The following is a 25,881-nucleotide window of genomic DNA, read 5'->3' on the forward strand; positions in this document are numbered from 1 at the left end:
GGTATTATTTAGAATTCGTAAGAAACGCCAGCATAAATACTGCGACTCTTTAGGATATAGTCATAACCCGTCGCCACATCGTCTCTTTCTTCATCGGTAAGGTTAGTTACGCCCAACTTCACATTGAGGCTTTCCATCGCTGTATAGCGTGCACCTAGGTCCAAGATACCATAAGCGTCTGATTTTTCGTCCGTACGAACAAACTGATCGCCGATGTACTGGTAAGAAGTATACGCATAGAGATTATCTGTCACCTGCCAATCTAGTTGTACATTAGCGGTATGCTCAGGAGTCAGTGTCAGTGCTTTATCTGTTGTTTCATCTGTAGCGTCGGTATACATATAATTGGCAGAGAGGCTCACGCTATCGGTAATATCAAGCCAACCAAGCAATTCAACTCCTTTCAACTTTGCTTTATCGACATTGAAGTAAGTCAATTCAGTCTTAACTCTGTCCCAGACCTCTGCTTGAATCATGTCCTCAATATCATTTTGGAACAGGGTAAACCCTGCGCCCCAGCGATTAGCTTGATAGTTGGTTCCCAACTCATAACTCACCGCTGTTTCAGCTTTAAGATCTGAGTTACCGACCACCTGACATGCACCGCGACAGGCCAATACTGAATATTCTTCACTATACTGGTTTAAGCTAGGTGCCTTGAACGCCTTACCAGCACCGCCTTTTACCACCCATTGGTCGTTCAAGCTGTAGACTGCATAAGCTCTTGGACTAAACTCACCACCATACACCTCATGATTATCGAAACGCCCACCCAAGGTAATGGCTAAATCACCAAAAACAACTTCATCCTGAAGATAAACCGCAGACTGGTGGTAATCAACAGGGCCAGTCGCCAAGGTCAGATTATTTTTCAGTTTGGTGATACGGTATTCAGCACCACCAGTCAGCAAGTGATTACCCACGTAACCAGAAGCTTGAGCATCAATACTATTGTTGGTTTGCTTGATATCCCCTACCGCACCATTGAGCTCTGAGTCATCTTCCAAATCAGACTGTTCGAAGCTATAGCGCAGACGTGAATCAAACTGTGACCAGTAGCCACTATGGGTCAAAGCAAGGTTGGTGCGTTGCAATTTTTGAACATTGTTCACCGCCATGCCCCAGTTGTTCCAATCAGCATCGCGGTCATCTTTACTATATAGCAGCTCCAAATCAACATCTTGCTGCTGATTAACACGCCATTTCACATTCGAGAAGATATTGAGCTCTTCACGCTCTTCAAGCGCATCGGTATCTGGGTTGATGGTTTTATCTGTGCGCCAGGCGTCACGCTTGCCCTGCTCAATAATAATATTGGCCAATAGAGTATCCGGGATCAAGCTACCACTGGCGTAAACATTCCACTTATGCATATCACCACCTGAGCCTTCTGTCGGCCCATCATATTGATAACCGACCTCGCCTCGTACTTCGTCAGTAGGCTGTCGCAGAATCACATTGACCACCCCGCCCAATGCGTCAGCACCATAGAGTGACGACATGGGCCCGCGAATCACCTCAATTCGCTCAACAGCGCTCATCGGAATACTCGATAGGTCGAAGTCATTGCCATACGCGCTTGTCAATGCATCACGCGAGTTGATCCGGCGACCATTAATAAGCAATAGCGTGTAATCCGAGTCCAGACCACGAATTTTAATTTCATTCCGACCATAAGTCGTTGCTGGGTTGATATTAATACCAGGTAATTTACGTACTGCCTCCGCTACATCATTGACAACGAGCTTATCAAGCTCTTCACGAGTGATAGATGAGACTGAAGCCGGGGCAGTCAGCTCTGGGTGTTTGGTTTGACTCGCTGTGACGATCATGACTTCATCCGGCACTGTCTTTGCACCAGCAGACAACGATGTTACAAGACCAACTGCGATCAACGTGATGTTCAGACGGTTAAATTTGAACTCACTATCCTTGTGAAACAAATACATTTACATACTCCCTTACATTTTATTAATGAGAATGATAATTATTTGCATTAATAACGTCAATAGAAATGCTCACATTTGTTATAAAATTAATTTCTACTCGGGCCTTGCCGACAAAACGGTACCAATGGCAAATGTCCACTGGCCATTACCTCACAATCGCCAAGGTTATATACTAGCCCGATGATGCTGTAGCGATGTCGCCAACCAAATTGAAATGACTGGAATGGTAAGGCTACAAACGATAGTGAGCCCCGCCAATTCAGTTAAGCCCAAAAGTTGACCCTCGGTGTTTGTCACCAGGAAAAGAGAAGAGACCACGCTTGCGAGCCCCGCTGAAACATTAGAGGCCGTGGACAGGTAGGACATAAAAGCTGCCCGGTACGAAGGTGGAGGACACCTTGATGCTAACGCAGATACCATTGCAGTTCGTGCTGAGCTTGATGCCATGAATAAGATAAAAATAGGATAAAGTAGTATTGGTTCTGGCCGGTATACAAAGCCTGTATATATTACCAATACAATGACTAAGGTGAGGGTCAACAGGGTGGTATTTAAGTATCCTCGATCCACCAGTTTGCCTGACCAACGCATAGCCAAAATACTGGCGATTCCCCCTAAAAAATACAGATAAGAGATTTCCTCTCGTGGAAAGGCCAAGTTAAACTGAAAATAAGTCGAAATGTTAGGCACTAACAAGAAATGGCCAAACATCGCTATTGAGGTCATCGCAATAGATAAAACAAATAGCAGTGACAGCAGCATCGATCTTAGACCCGGCGCATTTTGCTCTGTCGGCTTAAGTATTCGACCACGATTATTTTGTGGTTGAGAAGAGATAGGAAAGGATAGATGGAGAGCGATAGCTAACATGAATCCCAGTCCACCAGACAAAATAAATGATACCTGCCAATTAGTGTACTGAGTGATCAGCAGTGAAATCGGCACAACCAAGATAGCTGCAAGAGAGAAACCGCTGGCGACAAAGGCCATCGCCCTTCCTCGCTCTTTGACACTCGTGACATCGATAACCGATGCCATCACGAGTCCACTCAATGGTCCAGAGAAGCATCCCGCCGCAATAAATACCATGATCAGTTCGAACGGAGTCTCGCATAGACTACAAAGCAAAATGAACACTGAACGTGCAACCAGAAAGAAAATAATGGCCTTTTTTCGCTCGAAGCGATCAAGGTAAGGAGCGAGTAAGAAACCAAACACGGCGGATCCCAAAGTCGCCCCACCACTGATCAGCCCAACTTGATCACCTTTAAGCGCAATTTCGCGCGCTAAATCTGGCCCAAGTGGCATCACCATCATTAATGTGCCCACTGAAAGCATATTTATTAGTAGTGCAAGCCGCAATACTGCTGCTTGCTGATTTGTCTTACTTTCCATCATTCCCTGTCCAGAAACAAAAAAAGCAATTCTAACTTAGCCCTTCACACCAATCAATAATGATACTCATTATCATTTAGTTTCTACGAATGTGTATAAGTGATTACTCGGTGCTGCTCCCTTAGCCAATAAACAGTAATCCGTTTACCTTTGAACCAATTTTCACCCAGATCAACATTGAGCCTGAAACTAATACTATCGCCATTAATACAAACCAAAGACACATCAAGAAAATCAAAGTATCTTCTAACTTGTGGGAAAAGGGCCTTAAAAATCGACTCTTTAGCGGAAAAAACTAGAGTATAAAGCACGTTTTTTTCAATGCATGAAGCTGACATTTCCCGCTCTTCATCCTGCGTTATCACAACACCTAAGAAGTGTTGATAGACCTCTGGCTCAATCAAAGCTTCAATATCCAAACCGATACTCAAACCGGGGGCGGCAGCTAGCGCGACCACGCAAACGGCATACCCACGACTATGAGTAATACTACCTGCTATACCCTCTGGCCAAAGCGGCTCCCCCTGCTCTGTCCTACCGACGTGAACTTCATTGCACCCCAATCGTTGCAGTGCTGATTTTGCTAGATACCTTCCCGCCAAATACTCTGCCTGACGCTTACTCACAGAATCTGCAATCTCGACTGGACACTCCACACCATAGCGCTTGAAATCCGCAACCTGATACCACTCTGTTTTGAACTGACAAATCTCACAGTATGCAGCTAAATAAGGTAACTCTAAGGTGCATTTATTGATTATAAAAGTCATGGCTCTGCTATTTTGACTACAGGCCGTTTGCAGCACTGTTAAGCTGGTGGCGTCGGGGCACGATCAACGGTGCACCATCGAACGGGGCGGCAACGATATCAACATTGGTGCCATAAAGTTTGTCAATAAGCGGTTTCGTGATCACCTGCTCCACCGCACCTGTTGCAACGACTCGCTGCTGCCCCAACGCTATCAGTTCATCACAATACCTTGCGGCCGCGGCTAAATCATGGATCACCAAGACTACCGTTTTCCCTAAAGAGGTCATTTTGCTGATACTCTCCATCACTTCCGTTTGATGGCCAATATCCAGTGCGCTGGTCGGCTCATCTAACAATATAATATCGGTATCCTGAGCAAGGATCATTGCCAACCATGCTCTTTGACGCTGACCACCGGATAAACTGTCAACGGGCTGTTGCAACAAGTCTTCAATTTTCATCCAAGTAATCGCTCTTGTGACCTGCTTGGCATCATCCTCACTCCATTGGGTGAACCAACCTTGGTGAGGATGCCGGCCATACTGAACCAATTGCTCAACGGTTATCCCAGCCGGACTCAAAGGCTGCTGGGGTAAAAAAGCTAACTGTCGGGCGAGCTCTTTCATCGAATAACTTGCGAGTGATTTTCCTTTTAGCCGAAGCTGGCCGCTGCTTGGCTCCAACTGGCGAGCTATCAGCTTGAGTAAGGTTGATTTTCCACCACCGTTTGGGCCGACAATCCCCACCAGCTTGCCGTGTCCCAAACTTAACGAGAGATTCTCCAAAACCGGGTTACCGTTATAGCTAAACCCTACACCTTCTATATCCAACATCGTCATCAGTCAATCTTCCCTTTGTCACGCAACAAAAATATAAACAATAGGACTCCCCCTAGAATACGGGTCATGATCCCTGTAGCGACTTCATGAGGATTGGCGAGAACCCGAACCAAGGTATCACTCATTAGCAGCAACATGGCCCCTAGCATAGCGGCCGTCCAAAGTGGCACTACCCTCCCCTTGAGCAAATAACTCGCTCCTATTGGTGCCGCCATGGCGATAAACACTACAGGCCCACCAATCGCGGTCCCCAACGCTGCAACAAGAATCGCCAGTGAAAGTACCGCAAGTTGAACTCGATTAATATTCACGCCTAAGCCCTGCGCCACACCCCCACCAAATCGCAATAGATCCAGCTGGCGAGAGAAATACACGACAAAAGGTACAAACATCAGTAAAATAGAGGCGACGGGCAGCGTGGTGTTATACCCCTGACCAACAAAATTTCCCATACTCCAAAGGTAAACACTGCTAACATGAACAATCGACACCGTCGACATCAAAAACTCACCGATTGCGCGCATTAACTCCGATACACCAATACCTATCACCACGAATAAATAGCCTTGCTCGCCTGGGTTACGACACAATAAAAACAGCGTAATCGCAGCGACGACAGCGCCGATCGGTGCAGCCCACCATGGCCAAGCGCCCAGCGTAACAAAAAGCACAAAAAAGGTAATTGCCAAGGTCGCCCCCTCATTAACACCAATCATATCTGGGGTTGCGAGACGATTACGAACCAAGGTTTGGATAAGACACCCTGACAAGCCCAACGCAGCACCAGCAACTAGCACTGCAAATACCCGTGGCATGCGGATTTTAAACACCATAATTTCCACCATCCGACTTGATTCACCGAATAGCGCTTTAAGTGCCACCCAAGGCGTTAACTTGGCCGAACCAACACTAATTGCCAACAGTGCTAGTGTTGCAAGCGATAACAGAAGCAACATAGCCACCCACACCGCACGCTTTTCGAGTAAAATGGACAAGTGCTGATGTCGCCACAACCATTTACCAGTCGGGGCTGGCGCTCTAGATTGGCTTTGCACGGTGTTGTTAACTTGCCTAGTGACCTTTAACCTATTGGTAATGAAACTACTTATTTGCTGCATACAACTTCCTTTTATCTCACCGCTAGCAAAGTACGGAACCCACCCCGGTGCACAACGGTAATCAATACCGGAGCACCAACAACCGCAAGGATCACTCCGTTGGGCATCTCAAAAGGTTGAATCAGATAGCGGGCGAGAATATCAGCGACCAATAAAAAAATGGTGCCAAACAGAGAGGAAAAGACAACTTGTGACGAAAGGCGCACGGGTTCGACCATTCGCGCACAGTAGGCGGCAAGGAAGCCGACAAACCCGATTGGTCCAGCTACAGATATAGCACAGGCGGTAAACACAGTTGCAGCCAATAACACTCCGATACGAACCCAATGAGTGTTAATACCCAGAGCTCGGGCTTGCTCTTCCCCTAACTGCATCATCGTCAATTGCCGAGCCAATAATAGCGTGACGACAATAGCAATCAGCATGAAAGGTAATATGATTCCCATCGCTGACATATCCGCTGCCGCTAATGATCCTAGATTCCAAAATCGGAACTGATCGAGCACCACTTGATTAGACAACAAAACATAGTTGGATAGACCACCGAAGGTTGCCGTCAACGCGACACCTACCAAAATAAGCTTAAGTGGACTTGAACGCCCCATAAACTGGCCAACGATCAAAACAACCAGGTTACCAACAAATGCACCCATCCCCGACCAAACCAAGTAGCCATACGCCGATTCAACATCAAAATAGGTCAAACCAATGACCAAACCGAGAACAGCTCCGGCATTGACCCCAAGTAAGCCCGGCTCAGCGAGTGGATTTCGAGTCGCACTTTGCAACAGGGACGCTGCTAGTGATAAGCAAACCCCTACAATCATCGCGCACAAGGTTCGCGGCAGGCGCAAGGTATCCATCACCATGATCATATGTGGTTCGGGAGAAAAGGTGTGAAGATAATAGCCAATGACTTGGGGTAAACCGTAATCACCGGCACCAACAGACAATGACAACAAGACCAGACATGCCATCCCAGACAAGCCAGCCCAGAGCCCGAACAGGTGAGGCTTGGACATCAATTACAACTCCATGTATATCGAATAGGCTTATCATACTATCAATCCATTATGCATATGGATAGATCTAAATAATAATTGTTATCATTACGCGTGTCGTGTAAGGTCGTCTTTTATTCATCCTAAATCACTACATTCAATATAATAAGGAGCATTATGTTGTTTAAGCGTTTCCTCTCGGTGTTAGCAATAATCAGCTTTATATCTACCGCCAATGCAACTGCACTGCGTTCCATCGAAGATGGCTATGGTAATACAGTGATGATTCCAAAGCAGCCTGAGCGTATCATCACGCTGAGCGAGATCGATCTCGATATTGCCTTAGCTCTCGGCGTGACTCCTATCGCAACAGTTAACGGGCGCGGCCAGCAGACTTTGCCTCGTTACCTTGAATCTGCAACCAATGGCCCTATTGAAATCGTCGGTGATCTCTACCGCCCAAATCTAGAAAAGATCCTTGAACTTGAGCCAGACCTTATTCTGAGCACCCCAAACCGCCCAGAAGTCATTGAACTACTTGGTGAAATAGCGCCTACTGTCGTAACTTTTAAACTTGGCGAACCATGGAAAGACACCTTTCACCGCACCGCTGACATCCTCAACCGCCAACAAGCAGCCGAGGATTTCATGGCGGATTATCAAGCTGCCGTGCAGCAAGCCCAGCAGACCATCGGGCCTAAACTCGGACAAACTATCAGTGTAGTGCGCTGGAATCCCAAGGGTCCGGCTTACATGTTCCGCGATTCTTTCGCCAGTCAAGTCATTGCAGATGTTGGCTTAAAGCGTCCAGACTACCAGCAAGACCCCGGTCACACCCATTCGCTATCCCTCAGCCTTGAGGCTCTAGAGCTCCTTGATGGTGACTGGATGGTTGTCGGTACGTTAAGTACCTCCGGCGAAGCGGTCGATGCAATGAAGCAAGCCGAGGCAACGCCCGCTTTCCAGCAACTGAGTGCTATTCAGTCTGGGCGCTATGCCGGGGTGGATGGATCGCTGTGGACCTCAGTAGGCGGTCCACTCGCGGCATTGAAGGTCATGGAAGATATCGTCCAGCTAGTCGGTCAGCCCGACACAAAGCTATAGGGGAAAATGTGATTAACTTTTTAAAGCGGTAAAAGGGATAGACCCATGCAACCTCAACAAACAGAGGATCACATCTGCATTCTGAGACTACCTGGGTATATCCAGATTAAGTGATACACTAGCTGATGACTGGCTGACAGTCATTGGCTAGTCATGGGCCGTTCACCTTGAGAAGCCTAGCGCTCAAAAGACTTAAATTGATTGGTCAGCGGATCGTATTGATAGCCCAAGCCATCAAGCTTACCAACCAAGTTATCAACGTCCACCTCGTAGGTCGAGGCAAATTCTTCGAAGCTATCACACTCCAAGCGCAGTTTCTCATTGACGATACCGAGTAAAATTGCGCTATCTAGATTAGTTACGTTTGACAAATCCATACACCACTCCTGCATTCCAGCACCTGCACTACCTTAACTAAGCATAGAAGCAAAAGGGCTGAAAAACCGTGATGGATATTGGCGACGTGCAATTAGTGTGCGCTTAATCCCACCAAACTGTTCAACATCAAAAAGCTACTGCTTGAGCCGAGCAGCACAACCAAGCCAAAGCCAATCACAAACGGATTCGGCGCAGCTTGGCGGATCAAATGCCAACACCAAGCAAGAATGCCCACTATCAACATCGCCACAAGAGCGACGATAGGCAGCAGCAATTGAGGGTGGACATCAATATCAAGGCTAAAGCTTAACCATAACAGGCTCAACGCATACACCATCGCAGCCAGCACACCAGCAAATGGCAGTAGGCGGTGGAAGGCTTGCAAGCGCGTGCGAGCAACGACTAACAGGAGATGCGCGAGCGCCCCACCCAACATCACTAACCAGCTCAACATGCCAAGCGATATTGCCGCTGATGGTGCTTGCAGAGCCAGCATTAAGGTGAAGGTGCCTGCCAGACCAGCCGCCAAATACAACAGCCACAATGGCCCCTTATCGCGGGTTTTGTTGGTTTGAACTTGGGTATAAAAGTAAAAAATAGCAAACAGCACCATAAAGGCTTCGACACGCAACGCGCACACGGCAAGCCATAAAATTGCCAAAACGGGCAGCGTTCGATGAATTCGTCCTCGTTGACCCGGACAGATGTCTCCTTTGACTAGAATTAGAGTCAGGATCAGTTGTGCCCCAAACAGCATTGGGGGAAAGGTCATCAATAGAGTTGCAATCATAGTCTTATCGACTTCATTCTTGTCGGTAGAAAAGGTGACTCGAGTTTAGCGAAAAGCGCCATACGGGGCAATTTGCATCAAGAATGAGAGAGCGAAACGGCCAAGGTTAATCCTAGGGTGCATCTTGCGTGGCAGAGGTATATAATTCGCGCTCCTGAAAATGAGAGTTAGCTATGTTAAGTAACATCACACCAATTTACGACCACAAAAAATACTGGGCAGAATGCTTCGGCACCGCGCCATTTTTGCCGACCAGCAAAAAAGAGATGGACGCACTCGGCTGGGACAGCTGTGACATTGTAATCGTAACGGGTGATGCTTACGTCGATCATCCCAGCTTTGGTATGGCGATCATCGGCCGACTTTTAGAGGCGCAAGGCTTTCGTGTCGGCATCATTGCTCAGCCTAAGTGGGGCGATAAAACCGACTTTATGAAGCTGGGTCAGCCGAACCTGTTCTTCGGCATCACCGCCGGTAACATGGACTCGATGATCAACCGCTATACTGCGGATCGTAAATTGCGTCACGACGACGCCTACACACCAAACAACGAAGGCGGCAAGCGTCCTGATCGAGCGACGCTGGTATACTCTCAGCGCTGTCGTGAGGCTTATAAAGACACGCCAATCGTGCTGGGTGGCATCGAAGCCAGCTTGCGCCGTCTTGCTCACTACGATTACTGGTCAGACAAAGTGCGTCGCTCGGTGCTGTTTGATGCCAAGGCCGATATCCTGCTGTTTGGTAACGCAGAGCGTGCGCTGATTGAAGTTGCTCATCGCCTTGCCGATGGCGAGAATATTGCGGACTTAACCAACATCCGTGGTACGGCCGTTAACCTAGCGCAAGAGCCTGAGAGCTTTAGCATCATCGATTCATCACGAATTGAAAAACCACGTAAAGAGGCGTTTATTCCGCCAAACCCTTACGAGGTCGAGACTCAATGTGATACCAAGCCTGAGCTTGAAAAAGAGGCGGTAGCAAAACCGATCACAATCCGACCGTCACGTCACGATGCCGAAACCACCGCCGTGCGCCTGCCGCCATTTGAGAAGCTCAATAACGATCGTATCTTGTACGCCCACGCCGCGCGTATTATGCACCTTGAGACCAACCCATATTCTGGTCGTGCCTTGATTCAGCGCCATGGCAACCGTGAGCTGTGGATCAACCAGCCGCCTATCCCACTCTCTACTGAAGAGATGGATTATGTGTTTGGCCTGCCGTTTGCGCGTGTGCCTCACCCTATGTATGGCAAGGCTAAGATCCCGGCCTACGATATGATCAAGACCTCGGTTAACATTATGCGTGGCTGTTTTGGTGGCTGTTCATTCTGCTCAATCACTGAGCACGAAGGGCGCATCATTCAAAACCGCTCGCAAGAGTCTATCTTGAACGAGCTAGAAGAGATCCGCGATAAGGTACCGGGCTTTACCGGCACTATTTCTGATCTGGGTGGTCCAACGGCGAATATGTATCGCTTAGGCTGTAGCGACCCGAAAGCCGAGGCCAATTGCCGCCGTCCATCGTGCGTGTTCCCGGGGATCTGTAATAAACTCAACACCGACCATAAGCACACGATCGACCTTTACCGCGCAGCGCGTAAAGTGCCAGGCGTCAAGAAGGTGATGATTGCATCGGGCGTACGTTACGACCTAGCGATTGAGTCGCCTGAATACGTTCGTGAACTGGTTACCCACCACGTTGGCGGCTACCTAAAGATTGCTCCAGAGCATACCGAAAAGAATCCGCTCGATCTGATGATGAAACCGGGCATGGGCACTTACGATCGCTTCAAAGAGATGTTCGAGAAGTACAGTAAAGAAGCGGGCAAGAAGCAATATTTGATCCCCTACTTTATCTCGGCTCACCCAGGCACTGAAGATGAGGATATGCTTAATCTTGCGCTGTGGCTCAAGCACAACAACTTTGAGTGTGACCAGGTACAGAACTTCTACCCATCGCCTATGTGTAACGCCACCGCGATGTACTACTCAGAGACCAACCCGCTCAAGCGTGTGAAATACAAGAAACGCGAAGAGGTACCAGTCGCCAAAGGTGAGCGTCAGCGCCGCTTACACAAAGCGCTGCTGCGCTATCACGACCCAGACAACTGGCCACTGATTCGTGAGGCTTTGGTCAATATGGGTAAGAAGCACCTGATTGGTGATAAACCAAGCTGTTTGGTACCAGCGGAAGATCTTGATACCCAAACCCCAGCGCAGCGCCGCCGCTCAGGCCGCCATGGCGCGAACCGTTTTGCGACCAAGCACACCAAGAACCAACCAGGCTTTGGTGGTGATGGCCGCCAAGGCGGTAAGCAAGGTGAGCGCTCTAACTCCAGTCGCGGAGGAGCTCGCAACAGTTCGAAAGGGCAAAAAAGCAACTCTAATCAAAACAAGAGTGGACAGGGCAAGTCTAAGTCGCCGCGTAGTGGCGACAGTCAGCCACGTCGTAGACGATAAAATCTGATTCTAAGCAAATAAAAAGGGGCTAACGCCATCACAGTGTTAGCCCAACTACTTTGCTGTTTTAATGGTATTATAATTATTCGACAATGCTCGCTTGGCACACCATCTGCCAATCGCGCGGTAATACTCTCGTCTGTCCTGTCACTGTGAATTGTGTCGTCAACTGAATATCACTGCTTGATTTGCCGAGCATTAATTCAAATTCACCCGGCTCTACTATCCTTTGCTGACTATCATTCGTGAAATTGAGCATGTCTACGGGCAATTTGAATATGACTTGCTTAGACTGCTCTGGCTCGAGTTCCACACGGCAAAAACCTTTTAGCTCTTTGACCGGCCTGACCTGGGTGGCAAGCTTGTCGTGAATATACAACTGCACCGTTTCGCAGCCCGCCCTCTGCCCAATGTTGGTTATTATGGCTGAAAGCTCCACGAGACCATTGCAATCAATGCGATTACTCTTCAGGTCCAAATCACTATACGCGAACTCAGTGTACGTGAGTCCATAACCAAAGTTGTATTTAGAACCAAAGTGATAGGCGATTGGTGTACCACTACTCTTTAGTTTGTGGTTGTAGTAATAAGGCACTGCACCCGCATTTTTGGGGATAGAAAGTGTTAGCCTACCTGAAGGACTCTGCCTTCCGATGATGATATCCGCCAATGCATCAGCACCCTCTTGGCCAGGAGCCCAGCCATACAAAACGGCCGCCGCTTTGTGTTCTAGCCCCTGCAAGTTGTACGGACGTCCGCCGGTAACCAACACAATTGTCGGCGTTCGAGTCGCAACAATCGCTTCTAATAACTGTTGTTGAACCCCTGGCAGGCTGAGCTCATCAGCATCTGAGCCCTCACCAACAGTACCGGTTTGGAACAAGCCCGCTAGATCGCCGACGCACACAATCGCTACAGACGCGTTGCGAGCTTGCTCTACGGCTGCAGGGATCATCGTTTGCTCATCAGAAACGGGAGACGACGCTTTCTGAGCCATTGCCAGATCAACGTCCCCTGGGAAAACGGGTGTATTAGCATGACGCTCAGTCAAAATATCGCAGCCTCGACTGTAAATGACATCATCAAAACGCTCACAGAATGCTTCCAGTAGGGTTTTTACCACCTTACTGTCATCTGCCATATCGCCCAAAATCAAATGAATCGGAAAGCTATAGCCACCAAGCAACGCCAGTTGGTCATCGGCTGTTGGCCCTATCACTGCGACTTTTTTCTCTTTTTTGAGCGGGAGTATACCCTTGTTCTCCAGCATCACGATGGACTGCAGTGCAACTTGATAGGCAATTCCTTTAGTATGCTGCTGCTGAAACTCTATATTGTCCACATTGACATAAGGCTGTTCAAACAATCCGAGCCTAAATTTCACTTCAAGCACACGCGCGACAATTTGATCGATCTTGTTATGTTCAATCAAGCCTTTTACAAGTGCACCTTTAAGGTAACGACTACACTGATCATCGGGCAACTCACAGTCTAATCCGGCATTAAATGACAACGCTGCAGCCTCAGCTTTGTCTGAAGCAACCCCATGATGGGCGCAGAGAAGATCAACCCCCCCATAATCAGCGACGACCAGGCCATCAAAGCCCCACTCTTCTCTAAGTACTTGAGTGAGTAAATGGTGTGAGCTATGGCACGGTGAATTGTCGATATCATGGTACGCAGGCATTACAGAGCCTGCCTTCCCTAGCTTCACTGCCATTTCAAACGGCAACATAAAGGTATCGTTGAGGGTCTTATAACCAACGTTAACCGGCGCATGATTGCGTGCACCCTCGCTAAATGAGTGACCTACATAGTGCTTTAAAGTCGCCAACACATCGCGGTTTTTGCCTTGCAAACCTTTAACATAATGGGTCGACAACAAGCCCACGTGATAAGGGTCTTCACCCAAAGTCTCTTCGGTTCTGCCCCAGCGCACGTCGCGTGACACATCCAAAACAGGAGCAAGGCCAATATGGCCACCGACTTGGCGTAGTTCACTGCCAATCGCTGCACCTGCCTGTTCAATCAGCTCTGGATCCCAAGTGTGGCCATAATTGAGCGCCGAAGGAAACAGCGTTGCCCCTTTCACCATCAAACCGACCAAACACTCTTCATGAGACAGTGCTGGGATACCAAGACGAGTTTCTTCAACCAAAAAGCGCTGTAACGCATTCAGGGCGGCGACCCCTTGTTTTGCCTCAACAGGGTGAGTGCCAAGAGGACGTGTGATCTGACCAAGTCCCTGCTCTAAACGGGTCTTGATGTCAGCCCGTTCGGGCTGACCTCCCGATAGTTCTAACTCGCGCTCGGTGTGATTCCCCTGCTCATCAAGAATAAGCCATTGTGCATGGAGCTGTGCGACTTTCTCCTCTAAGGTCATCCTACTCAATAGGTCGGCGACACGATCTGCAACGGTTGCTGTGGCATCTTTATACAACATAACGAGTCTCCTTACCCTAGTTCCGCATTATGTGTTTTTGGTGTAACGTCCTCCTGCGCTTTGTTATCCAAAGAGAGGAGCGCTTTGATCTGACGCAATTTTGCACTGTCCAATTCATAGAAGCTCATGACAATCGCGAGTGACGCAAAAATCACACCTGGGATGACGGTATATAGCAGGTTTATCCACGTCACGGCCTGGGTCGTCTGCGTCTCAGCACCGCCAACATACCCTACCGCAGCAAGTATCCAGCCAACCATGGCACCACCGATAGCGATGCCTAATTTAATCGCAAAGAGATTGGTTGAGAATACCATCCCCCCAAGTGAACGGTTGCTACGCGTTTTCTCGTAATCGACAACATCACTCATCATGCTCCACAGCAATGGCGTTGTACTCATTTGGATAACGCCCAGCAAAATGACGAGAGTGAACACCATATAAACATTCGTCGGGTCAACCAAAAACAATAGGGCAGAAAGCAGGCCAGAGAATACAATCAACGCTCGATAGGTTCTGACCTTGTCAAAGCGACCTAAAACAGGAGCAGAGCCGATGGCACCAACGATGTTCGCCAACATACCTACTACCATAAAGGTCGTTGCGATATCAGGACGCCCCATCACCGTATTCACATAGTACATGGTTGATGCCCCCTTCAGTACGATGCCAGTCAGGAGTAACACATTGAGGACAAACAGGACTCGCCACTGGGTGTTTTGACCAAGAATTTTCATGTCAGCCCACACCGACTGTTTCTTTTCATCAACCTCAGGCAAGCAACGCTCTTTGGTATTAGCAAAGCTGTAAAAGAACAAAGCAATAGCACCCAAGCCCATCACCGCCATAGCGCCCAAGTAGCCGACTTGCTTGTCACCACCACCAATCACATCAACCAATGGCAGCGCGACCATCGCCACGACAAGGCCACCAGCGGTGCTCAGTGCAAAACGATAAGACTGCAATGAGGTGCGTTCGTCGGAATCATTGGTCAACGCGTTGGCCATTGCACAATAAGGTACATTGATCGCCGTATACATTAACGTCAGAAATATATAAGACACATAGGCATAAATCACTTTACCTGTTGGCCCAAAGTCTGGTGTGTAGAAAGCGAGTGTACAAGCAATCCCAAATGGGATAGCTATCCAGGCTAAATAGGGACGGTAGCGACCATATTTGGTTCGAGTACGGTCAACAAGTGAGCCCATAATGGGGTCAGTAACTGCATCTATAAATCGCACTAGAAGGAACATGGTTCCCATGTGCGCTGGTGAAAGGCCATAGATATCAGTGTAGAAATAGGCAAGAAATAACATTACGGTCTGCCAGACAAAATTACAGCCTGTATCCCCAAGGCCATATGCAATCTTTTCCTTAACCGATAGTTTTATCGTAGTCATTGTTTACTCCAGGGTGCTAATTTTCGGTTCCCCTTTATATTTTATGCTGGAGAGATATTAATCAACTTACACAAAATAGCAACGCTATTATGGAATTTACTTAATGTGACGCAAACCATGTTAATCACAAGTAAAACCAACACAAATCACTATAAATCAACAAGTTAAAGAACTATTTGAATTTTTAAAATACATAAAACGAGAGCTGAAGCACATTAAAGAAATCAATGAATTTAAGAGTGAAATTTCGTAATTGTGACTAATGCAAAAAAGTTAAATTATATATCTCGAAAGCAATCACAAATTATCTTTGGAAAAATGGCTATGACTGAATTTTTTAAAAATGTAAAGAAAGTTGAATTTGAAGGCTCTGAATCAACTAACCCATTAGCATTTAATCACTACGACCCTGAGCGTGTGATTCTTGGTAAAACAATGAGAGATCATCTTCGTTTTGCCGCATGTTACTGGCATAACTTCCGCTGGCCTGGTTCAGATGTTTTTGGTGAGGGCACTTTTGATCACGCTTGGCTGCGAGCGGGTGACGAAATGGAAATGGCGAAAGTCAAAGCGGATGCGGCATTTGAATTTTTCACTAAATTGAACGTGCCATTCTACTGTTTCCATGACACGGACGTGGCGCCTGAGGGTCGTAACCTAAAAGAGTATGTCAATAACTTTGCTCAAATGGTTGATGTACTTGAGCGTAAGCAAGATGAGACTGGACTTAAACTACTTTGGGGTACGGCAAACGCCTTCTCCAATGCTCGTTACATGAATGGCGCAGCGACTAACCCAAATCCACAAGTCTTCGCTTATGCAGCAACGCAAGTGTTCAACGCCATGAACGCAACTCATCGTCTAGGTGGGGAGAACTATGTGCTTTGGGGCGGCCGTGAAGGTTATGAGACTCTGCTAAATACTGATCTACGCCAAGAGCGTGAGCAGCTTGGTCGTATGATGCAAATGGTTGTTGAACATAAACACAAAATTGGGTTTAAGGGTGCGATTCTGATTGAACCTAAGCCTCAAGAGCCGACTAAGCATCAGTACGATTACGATACGGCTACCGTGTATGGCTTCCTCAAGCAATTTGGTCTAGAGAACGAGATCAAAGTGAACATCGAAGCGAACCACGCAACACTAGCAGGTCATAGCTTCCATCATGAGGTCGCAACTGCAACATCTCTAGGTCTATTTGGCTCAATTGATGCCAACCGTGGCGATGCGCAACTTGGCTGGGATACTGACCAGTTCCCAAATAGCGTAGAAGAAAACACGCTAGTCATGTACGAAATCCTTAAAGCGGGTGGCTTTACCACTGGTGGCTTCAACTTTGATGCTCGTGTCCGTCGTCCGTCAGTTGACCTAGAGGATTTCTTCCATGGCCATATTGGTGGTATGGACGTCATGGCACTATCACTAGAGCGTGCTGCTAAGATGATCGAAAACGACGTTTTAGGTCAACATGTTGCTAAGCGATACGCTGGATGGAACTCAGACCTTGGTAAAAACATCATCAGCGGCGACTTCTCTCTCGCTTCTTTGGCAGACCATGCTCTGACTAATGACATCCAACCAGTACCAGCTTCTGGTCAGCAAGAACGACTAGAAAACGTAGTGACCAACTTCTTATACAAATAAGACTTACGGTCTCTATTTAAGGCCGGAGAATCCTCCGGCCTTGCATTGCCTGAAGACAATCGCTCCCTTTCTGTATTACTCTTGCCGTATCAACGAGAGATAGACCTATGACTCAAACCATTAAAAACCCAGTACTTAAAGGTTTTAACCCCGACCCCTCCATCATTCGCGTCGGGGATGATTACTATATTGCTACCTCCACCTTCGAATGGTTTCCCGGAATCCAAATCCATCACTCGAAAGACCTTATCAATTGGCGCTTAATGAGCCGGGCGTTAACCCGCACATCCCAGCTCGATATGAAGGGAATGGATAATTCCGAAGGCGTCTACGCTCCAGCGCTCACCTATGCTGATGGCAAGTTCTGGCTGTGTTTTTCTAATGTTCACTCATGCCGAGGTGGCAACTGGATGGCCACACCGAGCTATGTAGTTACGGCAGAGGATATAGAAGGACCGTGGAGTGACCCAATACCATTGGGCAGTTACGGCTTCGACCCATCACTGTTTCACGATGATAATGGCAGAAAATATATGCTGAATATGGTCTGGGATGGTCGCCAAGAGAGTAACTTTTTTAACGGTATCGTGCTTCAAGAGTTCGATGCGGATAAAGGTCAATTGATCGGTGAGGCAAAAACGATATTTACCGGTACAGAGCTCGGCTGCACTGAAGGCCCACAAATACTCAAAAAAGACGGTTATTACTACCTTATCACTGCAGAAGGCGGTACGGAAACCAATCATGCCGTAACGGTCTGCCGCTCGCGTAACATTTGGGGCCCCTATGAAGTTCACCCTGAAAACCCGATCCTTACGTCAAGATTCCAAGAAGGTGCCGAGCTTCAACGCGCCGGTCATGGTTTTCTCGTCGAAACACAGACGGGTGAATGGTATCTAAGCCACTTGTGTGGTCGACACGTGAAGAACCCAGAGGGCTACCAGTTCGCTCCAAAGTATGGCAATGGTTTCTCTATTCTCGGTCGTGAGTCAGCACTACAAAAAGCAGATTGGCGTGATGGTTGGCCCTATGTGATCACCGGAAAGACCCCGATGGTTGAGGTACAAGCACCAGAGATTCCTGCGCATCCATGGCCAGCGGAGGATCACCTTGATAATTTTGACACTGGCCATTTTAATCTCCACTATCAATCTCTGCGTGAGCCCTTTGACGAGTCCTGGGTTTCATTAACAGAGCGTCCGGGATACCTGCGCCTTAAAGGACGTCATTACCTCTACTCACGCTACGAACAGAGCCTAGTTGCTCGTCGTTTTCAATCCCACCACGCAAGCGTTGAAACCGTGGTTGAATTCGATCCTAAGACACCACTACAAATGGCGGGGTTGTGCGCTTACTATGCCCGTAATGGCCACTATTTTCTGAAGCTATCAGCCGACAACAACGGTGATAAGGTGCTGAAAATCGCCTCCAACATCAATGACACGTACGGTGAAGTCGGCCCGCAGGTCAATCTTGGAGACACAACGCGCGTATTTATGCGCCTCACGTTGGACTTACAGTGGTACCAATTCAGTTACTCTCAAGATGGTCAACAATGGCACGACATTGGACCCAAGCTCAACAGTACCTACCTCTCAGATGAGGGTGGGCCTGATATTTTCCGCTTTACTGGCTCGTTTGCGGCCCTATTTGCGGCCGATGTGTCCGGTCAAAAATGTGCGGCTGATTTCGGTCACTTCCATTACCGAGAGCAGCAAACCAAATAACGCCCGAGTATCAAAGCCCAGCGCTACTGGGCTTTACTTTATTTATCATTTCAACTGCGCCTATCACTTAGAACAAACACCCCACCTAACTCATAGCTATCAATGTATTAGCCAATTCTCATATATAAGACACCTTGCTTAATCCCATTCAAACGCTAATGACTATTATGTTATTTAGTAGTCCAACTAGTGAGGTTTCTACATGAAAGCATGGCCAATTTTATCCCTAAGTGTTGCGGCAACTCTGGGATTAGCAAGCGTTAACGCAGCAGCTCAGCCCAATAGCGCTGGCAGTCCTATCGGCTCGACACCAAATCAACAAGGACTCTACGAGACCAGCGCGAACAGCGTTCGTTACAATCAACACCACTATGTTAGCAACAGCCCAATAGGAAGCATTCCATCGGTACAAGGAGACTTTGTTTACGCGCCAGGTAACGGATGTGTAAAAGAATGCAACCACTCCTATATCGCTAACAGTCCGATTGGCTCTGTCCCTAATAAAGACGGTAAGCATAGAGTCCATCCATAAAAAAACCGGCTCAAAGAGCCGGTCTAATTCGACAAGAAAGGGTCAACTTATAACTGTTTGACCTCAACCCGATAAATGGTGATTTGGCTATACTGTTTATCGGGGCCATAGATAACCTCATCGGCATTGTCCATGTTGACTTGATTTGGGATAGCCTGAGCCTCCAGGCACAAGCCTGAGTACGGGCCATAATGTCCATCTCTTCCCTCTGCCTCATCAAGACCTGCACCCGCATAAAACTGCAGCCCTTTTTGGTCAGTACTGACCTCCAGTCCTATCCCAGTGTTGTTTTCATACAGCCAGGCTACCGACCTCAGGCCTTGACCATTTAAATTCCAGCAATGGTCAAAATCTTTATTCTTGCCTCTTTTGGTTGCGCCTTGCGACTTGGCTTCCCCAATCCGTATCGGCTGGCGAAAATCCATCCTCGTCTGTGCAACAGGTAAGCATTGGGTTGGGATCGAGCTTTTGTTTACATCCCAATAGCTATCAGCGTCTATGGTTAAAAGATGATTAGATATATCATGATTTCTCCCGCTGAGATTAAAATAAGCATGGTTAGTCAAGTTGATAGCAGTGACACTATCCGCATTAGCGAAATACTGAATGCTCAGTTCATTGTTGTCTGTCAATCGATAAGTGACATAGATATCTATGTTTGCCGGATAGCCGGCCTGACCTCTTTTGACCCTAGTTCTTAGCGTCAACCCTTGCTCAGCGTGTAGGACCAAATCCCAACACTTTTTGTGTAAACCCGCAGATCCCCCATGGAGGTGGTTGTTCGCTTCATTTTTTTCTAATCGAACCTCGTTGTTGTCATGCGTATAACAGCCGTTATCGATTCGATTTGCCCACGGCCCGACGATCCCTCCTATATATGCCTGGCCATCTAAATAGCCCTGCGGGCTGTCATAACCAAGGGTTATATTAATTTTTCGGTGCATTCGATCGTGAACATAAAAATTGACAATCGTTGCTCCTAAATCAGATATATCAACTTGAATATCATTACTATTTCTTAATGTAAACAGTCGATAGTCACCCCAAGCTAAATGACTTTCAGCATCTAGATTGGCGTTAGTTTCATTACTCTCCAGCTCAAGAGTTAAGTTATTTAATGGACTATGATTTGACATGATTAAAATTAGCCATTTATATTCATTGAAGTTCATTATTAAAAACAACCACACAACATATTGTCTGATTATTTTTTCTGAAAAAATAAACGAGGCGCCTTAATTCGCTAGCTGATGGATCTCGCTAACCTGTGATGGGGTCAAAGGTCCCTTCTCCATCGCCATTGCATTTAAGGTGATCTGTTCAACGGTTCTAAAGCCAGGGATAGGAATATTGTTAGGGCTGATAGCCCACAGCCAAGCCAGCGCCCCTTGACTCAATGTGCGGTTGTCACTGGTAAGGATCTCACGAACAGCATCTAATCGAGTGGTTAACTCTGGTGAAGGGCGACCATCTTTAAAATACTTCAGCCAGTCAGGTGAAACCTTACGTATATCACTGTCACTAACCACAGTACCATGACGGTATTTTCCACTTAATAACCCCATGGCAAGTGGACCGCGATTAATCGCCGCGACTTGGTGGTGCTCACATAGCGACACCATTTCAGCATTTGGGTTGAATACATTAAGTTCAAACTGGATTGCCGCGCACCCCGGATTCTGAACAAAGCACTCGGCTCGGTCTATAAGATCGGTACTCCAACCAAAGCTGTTTATTTTACCCTCTTTAATCAGTGCTTCTAACACGTCACGGACCTTCATAGCTTCATCCACAGCAAGATCACCAATGTGAAGAAACAAAATATCTAAATAGTCCGTACCAAGGCGCTGTAGCGATGCATCAAGCATATTGCGGATCTTTTCTGGCGTCGAGAAAGCACCTAGCACTTGTTTCGTCTGGGTATCACAGTCAAACCCCACTTTGCTGGATAACACGACCTGATCACGTCGACCCGCTATTGCCTTACCAATCACAACCTCACTGTGACCTGCACCATATATATTGGCAGTATCGATAAAGTTAATTCCAGCGTCGATACCAGCATGGATAGCACGGAGCGACTGTTTGTCATCAACCGCTCCCCAACCCAAGGGTTTGTCACCCTCCCAGAATGGCCCACCAATTGCCCAACAGCCCATCCCGAGTGGGCTCACTAGTGCCTGGCCTAAATTCCTTTTTTGCATTCTCACTCCTTTTAAGTCAGCCACCCAGACAGACTGCTGAGCGGCTTAATAACAATTAGAAAAGCCCTTTTAGACGCTTATACAACTCCTGGTATTGTTTGCGTTTTACACATAACTCGGCATGGGCTTTCATGTCAGGTTCATGTACCTGAACCACGCCGGGTACTGGACAGATATCCGACAATACGCCCTTCTCTGCAACGCCTAAATGAGCCAGACGGGCAGCCCCCAATGCTGGGCCTACATCACCTCCAGCCCTATAAGTCAATGATTTACCAAAGACATTAGCGAGTAATTGACGCCAGTAGGCACTGCGAGCCCCTCCGCCTATTAGTGAAATTTCTTCGGGAACCAACTCTGTCGCGTGTAGCGCATCCAAGCCATCTGCAAAGGCAAAGCCAACGCCTTCTAATACCGCTCGGCCTAAATCTGCGCGTTTCGTATTATGAGTCATGCCAAAAAACACCCCCTTTGCAGTCGGGTCATTGTGTGGGGTACGTTCACCCGACAAGTAGGGAAGGAAGATGACCTCTGAGTCGTCAGAGCTTTTTTCGGCCACTTCTTCAATAAGGGCTGGAACACTCTCTGCCCCCGTCAATTCGGCGACCCATGCCAAGCACGATGCTGCGCTTAGAACCACTGACATGGAATGCCATGTTCCAGGTAAGGCATGGCAAAAACTGTGTAGCGCTGATTCGGGGTTCGCTAGAAAACCATCGCTCACAGCAAAATAAACACCTGATGTGCCCAGCGACAACATGGCTTGTCCCGGCTCAGTGATCCCAACGCCAATTGCACCAGCGGCATTGTCACCCGCGCCAGCAACCACTGGCACACAGGGCATGCCCCAACGCTGTGATAGATGTCTTGATAAGGTGCCTGTTACCTCACTGCCTTCAAACAACTCTGGCATCTGCTGACGCGTTAAGCCTGTCGCTTTAAGCAATTCATCACTCCAATCACGCTTTACAACGTCAAGCCATAGAGTCCCTGCAGAATCCGACATATCTGAAGCGAAATCACCAGTGAGGCAGTAGCGCAAATAATCTTTGGGTAATAACACCTTATCTATCTGAGCAAAGCACTCTGGCTCATGACGTTGTAACCATTTTAGCTTGGGCGCGGTAAAGCCAGGCATCATGAGGTTACCCGTAATGTCACGGCTGTTTGGCACCAAGTTTTCCAGCTCTTCACACTCAGCAAAGCTGCGTCCATCGTTCCATAGAATAGCCGGACGAAGTACACGACCTAAGGAGTCCAATAATGTTGCACCGTGCATTTGACCGGATAACCCGATTGCTTGCACATTTGAAAGCTCGACGTTTTCACGCAGGGCGATGATCGCTTGGTCTGTAGCCTGCCACCATTGCTCTGGGTCTTGTTCAGACCATAGCGGTGCAGGTCGAGACACGGTCAACGGCACCGTTTCGGAGCCAACAATCAACCCACTTTCATCCAGTAACACGACCTTGACACCAGAGGTACCTAAATCAATACCAATAAACATATTTGTAATCCTTCTACAGCGAATTTCGTTTCAATACCTCCATGCTGAAGAAAAGCCCACTGGTGAACAATTATGTTTTTTATTAGTTGCTTTCTCTGATTTCGCGAGTGAGGTCGCCGTCACATCGCACATTTTTTACGCCTGTTACTATCCATTTTATGATTTTTAGCAGGAGTTAATCTCATTCTCATGAACAAAAGATATCGCATTACTTTGCTGTTTAATGCGAATAAGGTCTATGACCGCCAAATCATTGAAGGCGTGGGCGAATACTTACAAGCGACGCAATGTGACTGGGACATATTCCTTGAGGAAGACTTTCTTACTCGTTTGGATCATATCAAAGACTGGGTTGGAGACGGGATCATAGCCGATTACGATAGCCCTGAAATTGAACGATTCCTTTCAGAGTCAGGTTTGGGGATTCCAATCATTGGCGTAGGTGGCTCGTATCAAAATCAACAAGATTACCCACAGGTTCCTTACGTGGCTACAGATAATCACAGCCTAGTCCAGACAGCCTTCCATCACCTCAGAGATAAAGGGCTGGAGAATTTTGCGTTCTATGGTCTACCGACAAACCCCAGCAAGCGCTGGGCACAAGAGCGTGAGAAGGCCTTTAGTCAGATTACTAAAAACGAAGGATACTACAGCGCTATCTATCGTGGTAACGAAACCTCTCCGCAAACTTGGCAATATGATATGAATCGATTAGCGGATTGGATTCAGCGCCTACCTACACCAACTGGAATCATTGCGGTGACTGACTCCCGTGCTCGCCACCTCCTACAAGTCTGCGACCACCTGAACCTAATGGTTCCCGACAAGGTCGCAGTCATCGGTATCGATAATGAGGAGCTTGCGCACTATTTGACTCGTGTGTCTCTCAGCTCTGTGGGGCAAGGGTGTAAATCTATGGGTTACCGAGCAGCAAAGCTGTTACACCAGCAACTCAATAATCCACAAGCTGATAGTTTAGACTCGCTCCCTCGCGTAATTGTTCCACCGACCCAAGTATACCAACGTCAGAGTACCGACTTTCATGCTCTCAAAGACCCGTACGTGATTCAAACCATGCACTATATTCGCCATAATGCATGTAAAGGAATCAAGGTAGAGCAAGTGTTAAGTTTTGTCGGCGTTTCGCGCTCAAACCTCGAAGCTAGGTTTAAAGAAGAGCGTGGCCATTCGATTCATCAAGAGATCCATAACGCTAAGCTAAACCGAGCATGCAGCTTACTCTCATCCACTGAATTGCCTATTGTGGAGATTGCTACCTTGTGTGGCTACCCATCACTGCAGTACATGTATACCGTATTCAAAAAAAATCTTGGCCTTACCCCTAAAGACTATCGTATTCACAATCAGTAAATAGCTACCAGTCCTATTTTCTCAATAAAGACAGAGCCGCAAGTTTTTCTTGTGGCTCTGTCACTCGACCGTTAAATCATCACTTCAGGCTGCTCGCTGGCTTGTTTCTCCAGTGGCTCCTCTATTACCTCGCTGTTGGAGGCATAGATTGATAGGCCGCTTTCATTCTCAAAAACATGCAGTTGAGAGCCATCGATGAATAGTTTTTGCTCCATCCCTTCAGTGATTTTTTCAGTAGAGGCGGCCTCCACAACAAGCTGATGATCACCGACTTGGCACGTCAACTGTATCGTGGAGCCCAACAACTCTGACTGAGTCACTCGTCCGATTACCACAATAGGTTGTGATAGATTTGCCGGAGATAAGTGGATATCACTTGGCCGTATACCCATCACTACTTGCTGCGTCTTTGAAGAATAATCCGTTTCGTCATCAATTTTACCTGAGAGTGAAATGTACTGGCCATGCAGGTCAAGCTGCCACTGATTATTGAACTCAAGGCCGACCGTTAAGAGGTTCATGGTTGGGCTACCGATGAATCCTGCAACAAACTTATTCGCAGGGTTATGGTAAATATCATATGGCGTGCCCACTTGCTCGACCTTTCCATCACGCAGAATGACGATTCTATCAGCCAGAGTCATCGCTTCGACTTGATCGTGAGTCACATAGATTGTGGTTTTATTAAGCTTCTTGTGCATTGCCTTAATCTCGCTGCGCATCGAGTTGCGTAATTTTGCGTCTAGGTTCGACAAGGGTTCATCAAATAAGAACACCTCAGGCGTTCGAACCATCGCACGCCCCATCGCAACACGCTGACGCTGGCCACCGGAGAGGGCTTTCGGCTTTCTCTCCAACAACGGGGTTAACTGAAGCATATCCGCCACCGGGCGTACTTTTTGTTCAATTTGCCTTTTATCTAGGCCACTTAGCTTTAAAGCAAAAGCAATATTTTCATACACTGTCATGTGCGGATAGAGCGCATAACTTTGAAACACCATCGCTATATCACGATCCTTTGGCTCTAACTCATTAACCACTTTATCGCCAATTTCAATTTCACCACCAGATATATCTTCTAGACCCGCAAGCATGCGCAGCGTAGTCGATTTTCCGCAGCCCGATGGGCCCAAAAAGACAATAAATTCCCCATCATCAATTTTTAGATTAAAGTCCTTCACAATGTGCACATTGCCCGGATAAATTTTATCGATATGTTTAAATTCAACAGATGCCATGATAACTTCCTTAATTCTTAAATGT

The 25,881-nt window shown here is 47.4% G+C and carries 20 protein-coding genes; 6 read left to right on the forward strand and 14 right to left on the reverse strand.

All coding sequences use genetic code 11. The features are described from left to right. Window positions 1-8: 8 nt before the first annotated feature. The 6 genes from ACSTTG_RS06630 to ACSTTG_RS06655 form a co-directional block, all read right to left on the reverse strand. Complete coding sequence (locus ACSTTG_RS06630) at window positions 9-1,949, reverse strand: TonB-dependent receptor domain-containing protein (RefSeq protein WP_438458046.1); 1,941 nt, start codon at window positions 1,947-1,949, stop codon at window positions 9-11. Window positions 1,950-2,114: 165 nt separating this feature from the next. Continuing rightward, window positions 2,115-3,347 (reverse strand): MFS transporter, encoded by a 1,233-nt coding sequence (locus ACSTTG_RS06635; protein ID WP_438474193.1) that lies wholly within the window; start codon window positions 3,345-3,347, stop codon window positions 2,115-2,117. An 80-nt stretch (window positions 3,348-3,427) separates the two neighbouring features. After that, window positions 3,428-4,114, reverse strand: a complete 687-nt coding sequence (locus ACSTTG_RS06640) for a 4'-phosphopantetheinyl transferase family protein (RefSeq protein WP_438474194.1) — start codon at window positions 4,112-4,114, stop codon at window positions 3,428-3,430. 16 nt (window positions 4,115-4,130) lie between these two features. Next, on the reverse strand, window positions 4,131-4,934 hold the full coding sequence (locus ACSTTG_RS06645) for an ABC transporter ATP-binding protein (protein ID WP_438458043.1): 804 nt from the start codon (window positions 4,932-4,934) through the stop codon (window positions 4,131-4,133). Continuing rightward, the gene (locus ACSTTG_RS06650) at window positions 4,934-6,052 is read right to left on the reverse strand and encodes a FecCD family ABC transporter permease (protein WP_438474195.1); all 1,119 of its coding nucleotides are present in this window, start codon (window positions 6,050-6,052) and stop codon (window positions 4,934-4,936) included. Before ACSTTG_RS06650 ends, ACSTTG_RS06645 begins: the two co-directional genes overlap by 1 nt. Window positions 6,053-6,063: 11 nt before the next feature. Then, window positions 6,064-7,074 carry a FecCD family ABC transporter permease gene (locus ACSTTG_RS06655; RefSeq protein ID WP_438458041.1) on the reverse strand — a complete coding sequence of 337 codons (1,011 nt, stop codon included), beginning with the start codon at window positions 7,072-7,074 and terminating at the stop codon, window positions 6,064-6,066. Window positions 7,075-7,230: 156 nt separating this feature from the next. On the opposite strand from ACSTTG_RS06655, the gene ACSTTG_RS06660 reads away from it, so the two are divergent. Continuing rightward, window positions 7,231-8,157: an iron-siderophore ABC transporter substrate-binding protein gene (locus ACSTTG_RS06660; RefSeq protein WP_438458040.1), complete on the forward strand. Its 927-nt coding sequence runs from the start codon at window positions 7,231-7,233 to the stop codon at window positions 8,155-8,157. Window positions 8,158-8,333: 176 nt separating this feature from the next. On the opposite strand, the gene ACSTTG_RS06665 is transcribed toward ACSTTG_RS06660, so the two are convergent. Both ACSTTG_RS06665 and ACSTTG_RS06670 read right to left on the reverse strand, forming a co-directional pair. Then, a complete protein-coding gene (locus ACSTTG_RS06665; RefSeq protein ID WP_438458039.1) occupies window positions 8,334-8,534 on the reverse strand; it encodes a DUF4250 domain-containing protein in 201 nt (66 codons plus the stop codon). Between the two features lie 92 nt (window positions 8,535-8,626). After that, window positions 8,627-9,325 (reverse strand): HI_1241 family integral membrane domain, encoded by a 699-nt coding sequence (locus ACSTTG_RS06670; protein ID WP_438458038.1) that lies wholly within the window; start codon window positions 9,323-9,325, stop codon window positions 8,627-8,629. 173 nt (window positions 9,326-9,498) lie between these two features. Between ACSTTG_RS06670 and ACSTTG_RS06675 the strand changes: the two genes are divergently transcribed. Next, window positions 9,499-11,787 (forward strand): YgiQ family radical SAM protein, encoded by a 2,289-nt coding sequence (locus ACSTTG_RS06675; protein WP_438474196.1) that lies wholly within the window; start codon window positions 9,499-9,501, stop codon window positions 11,785-11,787. Between the two features lie 82 nt (window positions 11,788-11,869). On the opposite strand, the gene ACSTTG_RS06680 is transcribed toward ACSTTG_RS06675, so the two are convergent. Then, window positions 11,870-14,230: a glycoside hydrolase family 3 N-terminal domain-containing protein gene (locus ACSTTG_RS06680; protein ID WP_438474197.1), complete on the reverse strand. Its 2,361-nt coding sequence runs from the start codon at window positions 14,228-14,230 to the stop codon at window positions 11,870-11,872. 11 nt (window positions 14,231-14,241) lie between these two features. Beyond that, window positions 14,242-15,633 carry a glycoside-pentoside-hexuronide (GPH):cation symporter gene (locus ACSTTG_RS06685; RefSeq protein WP_438474198.1) on the reverse strand — a complete coding sequence of 464 codons (1,392 nt, stop codon included), beginning with the start codon at window positions 15,631-15,633 and terminating at the stop codon, window positions 14,242-14,244. 324 nt (window positions 15,634-15,957) lie between these two features. Between ACSTTG_RS06685 and xylA the strand changes: the two genes are divergently transcribed. The 3 genes from xylA to ACSTTG_RS06700 all read left to right on the forward strand — a co-directional run bounded on the left by xylA (window position 15,958) and on the right by ACSTTG_RS06700 (window position 19,536). Continuing rightward, complete coding sequence (gene xylA, locus ACSTTG_RS06690) at window positions 15,958-17,277, forward strand: xylose isomerase (protein WP_438474199.1); 1,320 nt, start codon at window positions 15,958-15,960, stop codon at window positions 17,275-17,277. A gap of 107 nt (window positions 17,278-17,384) precedes the next feature. Then, the gene (locus tag ACSTTG_RS06695) at window positions 17,385-19,004 is read left to right on the forward strand and encodes a glycoside hydrolase family 43 protein (RefSeq protein ID WP_438474200.1); all 1,620 of its coding nucleotides are present in this window, start codon (window positions 17,385-17,387) and stop codon (window positions 19,002-19,004) included. Window positions 19,005-19,206: 202 nt separating this feature from the next. Continuing rightward, a complete protein-coding gene (locus tag ACSTTG_RS06700; protein WP_438474201.1) occupies window positions 19,207-19,536 on the forward strand; it encodes a hypothetical protein in 330 nt (109 codons plus the stop codon). A gap of 47 nt (window positions 19,537-19,583) precedes the next feature. Here the strand turns inward: ACSTTG_RS06700 and ACSTTG_RS06705 are convergent, their stop codons facing one another. The 3 genes from ACSTTG_RS06705 to xylB all read right to left on the reverse strand — a co-directional run bounded on the left by ACSTTG_RS06705 (window position 19,584) and on the right by xylB (window position 23,247). Continuing rightward, window positions 19,584-20,708 (reverse strand): aldose epimerase family protein, encoded by a 1,125-nt coding sequence (locus ACSTTG_RS06705; RefSeq protein WP_438474202.1) that lies wholly within the window; start codon window positions 20,706-20,708, stop codon window positions 19,584-19,586. Between the two features lie 63 nt (window positions 20,709-20,771). Continuing rightward, complete coding sequence (locus tag ACSTTG_RS06710) at window positions 20,772-21,740, reverse strand: aldo/keto reductase (protein WP_438474203.1); 969 nt, start codon at window positions 21,738-21,740, stop codon at window positions 20,772-20,774. A 55-nt stretch (window positions 21,741-21,795) separates the two neighbouring features. Continuing rightward, window positions 21,796-23,247 carry a xylulokinase gene (xylB, locus tag ACSTTG_RS06715; protein WP_438474204.1) on the reverse strand — a complete coding sequence of 484 codons (1,452 nt, stop codon included), beginning with the start codon at window positions 23,245-23,247 and terminating at the stop codon, window positions 21,796-21,798. A 189-nt stretch (window positions 23,248-23,436) separates the two neighbouring features. Between xylB and ACSTTG_RS06720 the strand changes: the two genes are divergently transcribed. Beyond that, complete coding sequence (locus tag ACSTTG_RS06720) at window positions 23,437-24,618, forward strand: XylR family transcriptional regulator (protein WP_438474205.1); 1,182 nt, start codon at window positions 23,437-23,439, stop codon at window positions 24,616-24,618. A 71-nt stretch (window positions 24,619-24,689) separates the two neighbouring features. Here ACSTTG_RS06720 and ACSTTG_RS06725 read toward each other — a convergent pair whose 3' ends face one another. Next, on the reverse strand, window positions 24,690-25,856 hold the full coding sequence (locus ACSTTG_RS06725; protein WP_438474206.1) for an ABC transporter ATP-binding protein: 1,167 nt from the start codon (window positions 25,854-25,856) through the stop codon (window positions 24,690-24,692). Window positions 25,857-25,881 lie beyond the last annotated feature (25 nt).

The sequence above is a fragment of the Vibrio glycogenivorans genome (genome assembly GCF_051660965.1).
GTDB lineage: Bacteria > Pseudomonadota > Gammaproteobacteria > Enterobacterales > Vibrionaceae > Vibrio.